Origin of the sequence: Bradyrhizobium sp. (assembly GCF_022844465.1) — a bacterium.
Taxonomy (GTDB): Bacteria; Pseudomonadota; Alphaproteobacteria; order Rhizobiales; family Xanthobacteraceae; genus Bradyrhizobium.
Window position 1 is genome coordinate 130379 of record NZ_JALHLP010000010.1, and the last position, 7912, is coordinate 138290.

The 7912-nt window shown below is 63.2% G+C and carries 6 protein-coding genes, 1 tRNA gene and 1 pseudogene; 2 read left to right on the forward strand and 6 right to left on the reverse strand.

Annotated elements, in window-relative coordinates; genetic code table 11:
- Positions 1 to 7 precede the first annotated feature (7 nt).
- Genes metG through Q0D31_RS16545 form a run of 4 tightly spaced genes read right to left on the reverse strand, consistent with a single transcriptional unit; the run spans position 8 to position 4976 of the window.
- Positions 8 to 1939, reverse strand: coding sequence for a methionine--tRNA ligase (gene metG / locus Q0D31_RS16530; protein ID WP_291853192.1), 1932 nt, complete (start codon positions 1937 to 1939; stop codon positions 8 to 10).
- Between the two features lie 51 nt (positions 1940 to 1990).
- On the reverse strand, positions 1991 to 3031 hold the full coding sequence (locus tag Q0D31_RS16535) for a DNA polymerase III subunit delta' (protein WP_291853195.1): 1041 nt from the start codon (positions 3029 to 3031) through the stop codon (positions 1991 to 1993).
- Positions 3028 to 3714 carry a dTMP kinase gene (tmk, locus tag Q0D31_RS16540; RefSeq protein ID WP_291853196.1) on the reverse strand — a complete coding sequence of 229 codons (687 nt, stop codon included), beginning with the start codon at positions 3712 to 3714 and terminating at the stop codon, positions 3028 to 3030. The genes Q0D31_RS16535 and tmk overlap by 4 nt, the downstream gene beginning before the upstream one ends.
- Positions 3715 to 3716: 2 nt before the next feature.
- Complete coding sequence (locus tag Q0D31_RS16545) at positions 3717 to 4976, reverse strand: D-alanyl-D-alanine carboxypeptidase family protein (RefSeq protein WP_291853199.1); 1260 nt, start codon at positions 4974 to 4976, stop codon at positions 3717 to 3719.
- A gap of 165 nt (positions 4977 to 5141) precedes the next feature.
- Here Q0D31_RS16545 and Q0D31_RS16550 point away from each other — a divergent pair, with 165 nt between their 5' ends.
- Positions 5142 to 6089: an alpha/beta hydrolase gene (locus Q0D31_RS16550; RefSeq protein ID WP_291853200.1), complete on the forward strand. Its 948-nt coding sequence runs from the start codon at positions 5142 to 5144 to the stop codon at positions 6087 to 6089.
- On the opposite strand, the gene Q0D31_RS16555 is transcribed toward Q0D31_RS16550, so the two are convergent.
- Positions 6083 to 6952 carry a septal ring lytic transglycosylase RlpA family protein gene (locus tag Q0D31_RS16555; protein ID WP_291853202.1) on the reverse strand — a complete coding sequence of 290 codons (870 nt, stop codon included), beginning with the start codon at positions 6950 to 6952 and terminating at the stop codon, positions 6083 to 6085. The two genes, Q0D31_RS16550 and Q0D31_RS16555, sit on opposite strands and share 7 nt — an antisense overlap.
- A gap of 654 nt (positions 6953 to 7606) precedes the next feature.
- Here Q0D31_RS16555 and Q0D31_RS16560 point away from each other — a divergent pair.
- A tRNA-Ser gene (locus Q0D31_RS16560) sits at positions 7607 to 7696 on the forward strand.
- Between the two features lie 96 nt (positions 7697 to 7792).
- On the opposite strand, the pseudogene Q0D31_RS16565 reads toward Q0D31_RS16560, so the two are convergent.
- Positions 7793 to 7912: pseudogene (locus Q0D31_RS16565) on the reverse strand (IS481 family transposase); the annotation flags it as partial.

Genomic DNA, 7912 nt, shown 5'->3' on the forward strand with positions numbered 1-7912 from the left:
CAACCGCTCAATCCGCCTTTGGTTCAACGTAGCGCGGAAATATCCCGACCGGCGGCGGCAGCGCCGTGCCAGGCTTGATCCGGGTGCCGATCGCGGCAAAATCGCGTGCCTGCCTGCCCTCGGGGATGCCGAGGCTGTCGAGCAGCCTGGCCGACGCATCCGGCATCGCCGGCTGGGTCAGGATGGCGACCTGGCGCACCACTTCCGCCGTCACGTACAGCACGGTCTTCTGCCGTTCCGGATCGGTCTTGGCCAGCGCCCAGGGCGCCTCTCCGGCGAAATAGCGGTTGGCTTCCGCCACCACGGCCCAGACTGCGCTCAGCCATTGATGGATCTGTTGCGTCGCCATCGCCGAACGTGACGCCGCGAGCATGCCGTCCGCCTGCGCCAGCATCGCCTTGTCGTTGGCGGTGAACTCGCCCGGCTCGGGCAGCACGCCGCCGAGCTGCTTCGCGATCATCGACAGCGAGCGCTGCGCCAGATTGCCGAGATCGTTGGCGAGGTCGGCATTGATGCGGGCGACGATGGCTTCGTGGTTGTAGCTGCCGTCCTGTCCGAACGACACTTCCCGCATGAAGAAATAGCGCACCTGATCGACGCCGTATTGCGTCGCCATGGCAAAGGGATCGACGACATTGCCGACCGACTTCGACATCTTCTCACCGCGATTGAGCAGGAAGCCGTGACTGAACACCCGCTGCGGAACGTCGACGCCGGCGGACATCAGGAACGCCGGCCAGTAGACTGCGTGAAATCGCACGATATCCTTGCCGGTGACATGCAGACTGGCCGGCCAGTAACGTTGAAACTCTTCGCTTTCAACGTCGGGATAGCCGGCGGCAGTGATGTAGTTGGTGAGCGCATCCAGCCACACATACATGACGTGAGATGGAGCGCCCGGTACTTCAATTCCCCAGTCGAACGTCGTTCGCGAAACCGAAAGGTCCTTCAGGCCGCCTTTGACAAAACTGGCAACCTCATTGAGCCGCTCCCGCGGCAGCACGAAGTCGGGAACATCGGCATAGAGGGCGAGCAACTTGTCCTGGTAGGCCGACAGGCGAAAGAAGTAGGTTTCCTCCTCGGCCCACTCCACCGGCGACCCCAGCGGTTCGCGGCGGACGCCGTCAGGCCCAACGCTGGTTTCCGCTTCGTCAAAATAGGCCTCCTGCCGGACCGAATACCAGCCGGCATACTTGCCAAGATAGATGTCGCCGTTGTTCTCGATCGCACGCCAGAGCGCCTGGCATGAACGCGTGTGGCGCGGCTCGGTGGTCCGGATGAAATCGTCACAGGAGATGTTGAGCGCCGTCATCATGTCGCGGAAGCGCGCCGAATTGCGGTCGGCAAGCGCGAGCGGCGCGAGGCCCTCCGAAACCGCGGTCTGCTGCATCTTGAGGCCGTGCTCGTCAGTTCCTGTCAGAAAGCGTACATTGAATCCGTCGAGTCGCTGAAAGCGGGCAATCGCGTCGGTCACCATGGCGGTGTAGGCATGACCGATGTGCGGTATGCCGTTGGGATAGAAGATCGGCGTCGTGATGTAGTAGGTCTTGCGGCCGGTAACCGCCGCAGGAGCCGGCTTCGCGCGCGGCGCTATGGCCTTCGGAATCGCTGCAACGGGCGCGGCGCTTACCGCAGGCTCCACTTTCGACGCAGCTGCCGGCTTCTTCGGCGCGGGCTTCTGTTCGGATCGTTTCGCTGATTTCCCGGTCGCCCTCTTGACCGTTTTCTCGCCGCCTCGCTTGGCTGCTTTCTTCGGCGACTTCTTCGCTACCTTCTTTGCCGCCTTCCTGGAGGCCTTGCCGGCTTTCTTCGCAACGCGTTTGCTCTTGGCGGCGCGCTTCTTCGTTGCTGCGTCCTTGCTGGCGCGCACGGGCTTCGACTTGCGAGTCTTCTTCTTAACCTTCTGCTTTTTCGAAACCTTCTTTACAGCCGTCGCCACCACAAATTCCTTCACAAGTCAAAGAAGTCGGGACTGTCGTCAGGCGGGGTGTTACCGCGTCGCTTCTGCGAGCATCCCGAACACCGAGAAAACCAGCGGTTTTCGCTCCAGATTGTACGATTCGGTGTCGCGCGCGGAGCGGATGATCTTTTCCCATACCTCCGCCAGCCGTGCAAGGCGCGGGAGCTCAGCGTTGGCGTCCTCCACTCGCAACTTCGCCCCGATCCAGCGATCGATGCCGTCGATAAAGGCCGCGAGCGCTACGCGGTCGCTGGTGCCCAGCGCATCGCCCAGCGCGTGCAGCTCAAGCGGGTCGATCCGCGGCAGTGCAGCCAACAGAGCCGAGGTCCGCTGCTGCAGTTTCAGCGCATCGCCTCCGAGCAATACCAGGGCACGCGACACGCTGCCGTCCGAGGCCGCAGCGGCCTCCGCCAGCGCGGGATCATCGGCGGCAATGTCAGTGGCGCACGCTGCGGCCTGGATCACGTCGGCCGTGGCCAGCGGCCGCAACGACAATTTGCGGCAACGGGACAGGATCGTCGGCAAGGCCCGCGCCGGCGAATGACTGACAAGCAGGAACAACGAACGTTGCGGCGGCTCCTCGAGTATCTTGAGCAGCGCGTTGGCGGCGTTGGGGTTGAGTTCGTCAACGGTATCGACAATGCAGACCCGCCATCCATCGACCGCCGCCGTTGAACCAAAGAACGAAATCGTTTCGCGCGTCTCGTCCACGGTAATCACGGTGCGCAGCACGCCACGGTCGTTGAGGCCGCGCTCCAACACCAACAATCCGCCATGGGCGCCCGCCGCGATCTGGCGAGCAACGGCATGCTGGGGATCGAGCGCGAGCGTCTCGGCGCGCTGCACCGAAGGCGCCATCGGGTTGGCGTTGGCGAGTACGAAGCGCGCCATGCGATAGGCCAGCGTAGCCTTGCCGATGCCCTGGGGACCACCGATCATCCAAGCATGTGGAATGCGGCCGCTGCGATAGGCGTTCAGCAATGCCGTCTCGGCGGCGTGGTGGCCGTGGAGGTCGACCGCCTCGCGAGGGTGCCTGATATTCGTGACCTGTTCGGTCTTGCGGGTGCTCATGCGGTGCTCGCCGAGCTCGGGATAGCGAAGAGGTGATCGCGCAACGCCGTCCAGACGCGGGCGGCCACCATGTCGGCGTCAGCGTTGGCGTCGATCAGGACGCAGCGCTGCGGATCTTCCGCGGCGATCTGCCGATAGGCTTCGCGCAAGTCCTGATGAAACTGCACGTCTTCCGCCTCGAAACGATCCGGTGCGTCGCTGCCGCGGCGGGCCGCAGCGCGCTGCAGCCCGACTTCAACGGGGATATCCAGGATGATGGTCAGGTCCGGCTTGAGGTCGCCGATGGTGACCCGCTGCATGGCGTTGAGCACGGCCGGCAAGACCTGCCCCAGCCTTACCTGGTAGGCGCGAGTCGAGTCCGAAAAGCGGTCGCACAGAACCCACGTTCCCTGGCTAAGCGCCGGCTGGATGACGGTATGCACATGGTCGTCGCGGGCGGCGGCGAACAGCAATGTTTCGGCGTCAGGTCCAAGCAGCTTGCCCATGCCCGACAGCACCAGATGCCGGATGATCTCGGCGCCGGGCGATCCACCCGGCTCGCGGGTGACGATGGTGCGCAGCTTCGCCGCGGCAAGCCGCTCGGCAAGCTTCCTGATCTGAGTGGACTTCCCGGAGCCCTCGCCGCCCTCGAACGAAATGAACTTCCCGCGGCCGGATGTCCGGTTCGGCGCTGCCGAGGTCATGGTCAGAGCTTCTCTGCGCTCGCGCGGAACATGCCGATGACAAGCTCGCTGGCCCCGTCGATCGCACGCCGCACGGTCGAGCCGGTGCCGACCGCCTCGGCCGCATAGACCGGCGCTTCCACCGCGACGTTGGCGCCGCGCCATACTTTCACGACGCCGACCGGTTGGCCGGACTGCACCGGCGCTCGCACCGGGCCATTGTAAACGATCCGCGCGATCAGCTTCTCGTTGCCTTGCTTCGGCACCATCACCTTGATCGGATCCGGGCTTGCAAGCTTGACGAAACGGCTCTCGCCCCCAAACACCTTGGCGTGGCCGACCTGCTGGTTGGCCGCGAACAGCGTCCGCGTCTCGAAGTTCCGAAAACCCCATTCCAGCATCTTCTTGGCTTCGAGAGCCCGGTCGTCGGAATCCTCCAGGCCGTTCACCACGACGATCAGACGCGTGTCGTTCTGCACCGCCGAACCGACCATGCCGTAGCCGCCTTCCTTGGTGTAGCCCGTCTTCAGCCCATCGGCGCCCGTGAGCGTATTCAGAAGCGGATTGCGGTTCTGCTGCCGGATCTTGTTCCAGGTGAATTCCCTTTCGCCGAACAGCTTGTACATGTCGGGATAGGTCAGGATCAGATGGCGGGCGAGTCGTGCCAGTTCCCGCACCGTCATCCTGTTGGCGGGATCGGGCAGTCCGCTGGAATTTCCAAATGTCGACTTTGTCAGGCCGAGTTCGCGGGCGCGCTTGGTCATGAAGTCGGCGGCAAAGAGCCGCTCGTTCCCGGCCATGCCTTCGGCGAGCGCAATGCAGGAATCGTTGCCGCTCTGGATGATAGCGCCGCGCAACAGGTCGTCCACCGACACCTTGCTGTTGAGGATGGCGAACATGGTCGAGCCGCCCGCCGGCGCGCCGCCCTTGCGCCAGGCGTTCTCGCTGATCCGGTATTCGTCCGACAGTTTGATCTTGCCCTGCTTCACGGCGTTGAAGGCAACCTCGACGGTCATCAGCTTCAGCATGCTGGATGGCGCCCGCAGTTCATCGGCATTTTTCTCGAAAAGCACGCTGCCGCTGGAGGCCTCGATCAGGATTGCGGTTGGCGCATCGCCGTCAAATCCGCCTTCCTCCTTCTTGGCACCCTGCACGCTGTTGTTGGCGGCGTACACCACCCCGCCCCACCCGACAGCGAGCGCCAGGACGGCCGCGATCAGGCTGCGCCAGGGCACCACCGCCGCGGCGTCGGATCTGCGGAAAACGGAAGTCTCGGCTGCCATCGATGATGTCCTGAGTGCCTGCGTTCTAACAGTTGGCAGTACCGCAAACAACACGGGGTTGAAAACCTGCCTCCGTGGCGATTCGATTGCGGCGCCAAAGAAACGAACATATTGTGCGAACACCGCGATTTCTCGGCAGAATACGAAAAAACAGGCGGAAACACGATGGCTGCTTCACGGACGATTTCCGCCAATGGAATCGACCTGTTTGTCGTCGAGCACGGCCACGGCCCCTTGGTGGTGCTCTGCCACGGCTGGCCTGAGCTCTCCTACTCCTGGCGGCACCAGATCCCGGCGTTCGCGGAAGCCGGCTTCCGCGTGGTCGCGCCCGACATGCGTGGGTTCGGCCGGACCAGTGCTCCTGCCGATGTCGGCGCCTACACTATCTTTCACAATGTCGGGGACATGGTTGCGCTGGTGGCGGCGCTCGGCGAGAAGCAGGCTGTCATCGTCGGCCATGACTGGGGCGCCCCGGTCGCCTGGCATGCCGCGATGTTCCGGCCCGATATCTTCACCAAGGTCGCCGGCCTCAGCGTACCGCCACCATCCCGCGGGCGCGGCCTGCCGCTCGAAACCCTGAGCAAGAACGGTATCACCAATTTCTACTGGCAGTATTTCCAGCCGCCAGGAGTGGCGGAAGCAGAGTTCGAGCGCGACGTCGCGGCAACGATGCGCATCGTGCTGGGCGGACGCGGCTTCTCGGATCCCTCCGCCCACCAGTTCGTCCAGGAGGGAAAGGGATTCCTCGCCGACGCTGATCCGCATCGGCCGCTGCCGAACTGGCTAACCGAAGCCGACGTCGCCACCTTCGCAGAAATCTATCAGAAATCCGGCTTTCGTGGCGGGTTGAACTGGTATCGCAATATCGATCGCAACTGGGAACTGACCGCTCCATGGCAGGGCGCACAGATCCACCAGCCGGCGCTGTTCATCGCGGGATCGAATGATGGCGTGATCACAGGGCTTATCGGCGCCAAGCAGGTCAAGGAGATGGAGCGCGTGCTGCCCAACCTGAGAGAAAAACTGATTCTTGACGGAGCCGGCCATTGGATCCAGCAGGAACGGCCGAAAGAGGTCAATGCGGCCTTGATCGGTTTCCTGAAGGGTCAATAGAGCCCGCGTCCGTTGAGTATTTCGCTCGGTCCCCGCGGATCAACTGGAGCGTAAGCAGGCCTCGGGGAAGCGTAACCCGGCTCGGCTTCATAAGACACCGCACGCGGCTTCTCAGCGGCACGGCCACGGCCACGGCCGGATGCCGAAATTTCGGAAGTCGCGTTGATCGAGGCGTAGTCGGCGGTGGTATTGCCAAGGCTATAGGGCCGCCCTTCCGGCACAGGGACGTCGCCGCGGATATGGCTCGACGAAGTCGGCAATTCTGGAACAAAAGGCCGGGCCGAGGCGACCCGGATCGTCGACGGCGATGGCGCGGGCTCGCCAGTCCGCAGGGTCGCCAGCAACTGGCGGTCTTCGGAGCCTTCCAGCGGCGCCCGTCCGACATACTCAACGCGAACCTTGGCTACGCCGTTTGCCTTGAAATCAAGCAGCTCGGCAGCCTTGTTCGAGACGTCGATCAGCCGATTGCCGTGGTAGGGGCCGCGGTCATTGATGCGAACGATCAGCGACTTGCCGTTTCGAATGTTGGTGACGCGGGCGTAACTGGGCAACGGCAGCGTCGGATGGGCGGCGGTCAGCGAGGTCATGTCGAAAACCTCGCCATTAGCGGTCAGCCGGCCGTGGAAGTCGCCGCCATACCAGGAGGCCATCCCCTCGGCGCGATAGTTGTTATCTTCTTCCGGGACATACGTCCGGCCGGCGACGGTGTAGGGCTTGCCGATCCGATAGGCCCCCCCACCCTTCGGCACCGGCTCACCCAGAGCCACCACCCGCGGGCTGGAAGAGACGCCATACTTGGGATCGACTCGGCTGGCGAATTTTTCTGATGAGGCGCAATTGGCGAGAACGAGGCATGTTGCCATCGCCGCGGCGCCGCGCCCCAGCAAAGCGACTGATTTTGCCTGTCTAATCCCCATTCGCCCCGACTGCCCCATCCGCCGACCGCGCCCGCTTTTGAGGTTTGCGCGCCCTATTGCGTGATGCAGCCCACCTCGGCATCACGCCGGCAAGGTATCTCATCCCGAGCGCCGCGGAAATGGGTCAGCGGCAGCGTGGTGAATCAATCATTGTACTCGGGTCTCCACCAACCTGTTGCAGCAAATCATCACTGGCGGCGATCTTCGTTTTTGACGCGTGATTCTTTTTGACTGTGCAGCGCTGCGGTCGTTCTGTGAGCGCAGGGGCGCAAAGGATTTGTGCGATGCTTGAGACAGTTATGACCGTGATGGGTCTGGTGAGCGCCGGAATTTTCCTGGCGCACGCGTTGGACGGTTTCCGCTCCCGCGCCTGATTTGCTAGCGACCTGAGGACCAAGAACCCGGATCCGGTTGCGCCGTCCGATTTCCGGAACAAGTCACTTGCCGCTTGGGATCGAATCCTTGCCAGGTAACAGCGACTCGCCGATCGGAGTTCGCAAGGCATCAACGCCGCGGACTGGCCGGCCCGCGAGGAATTTGGCCGCGGGATCGCATTGCGTTAGCCGCAGGCCTGCGCTAAGCGGTTGAAATTACTGAACCGGAAGGGTGGCCGAGTGGTTTAAGGCACCGGTCTTGAAAACCGGCGTGCCTGCAAGGGTACCGTGGGTTCGAATCCCACCCCTTCCGCCAATATGCAAATATGCACATGTCCGGCCCGGACACATAGGTAACGGAGCGTACCTAAGACATCGGTGACAACCTCGTGCCGAACGGGTTGTCGAGGGGTTCCAGCGCCTCGCAGAGCAGCAGGAAACGCGAGGCATGGTCGGTCGCGGTCAACGGGTAGCAGTACCGTCCATTGCCGAGCTTGAACTCACCCTTGAAGTCGGCGCACCAGAGGTCATT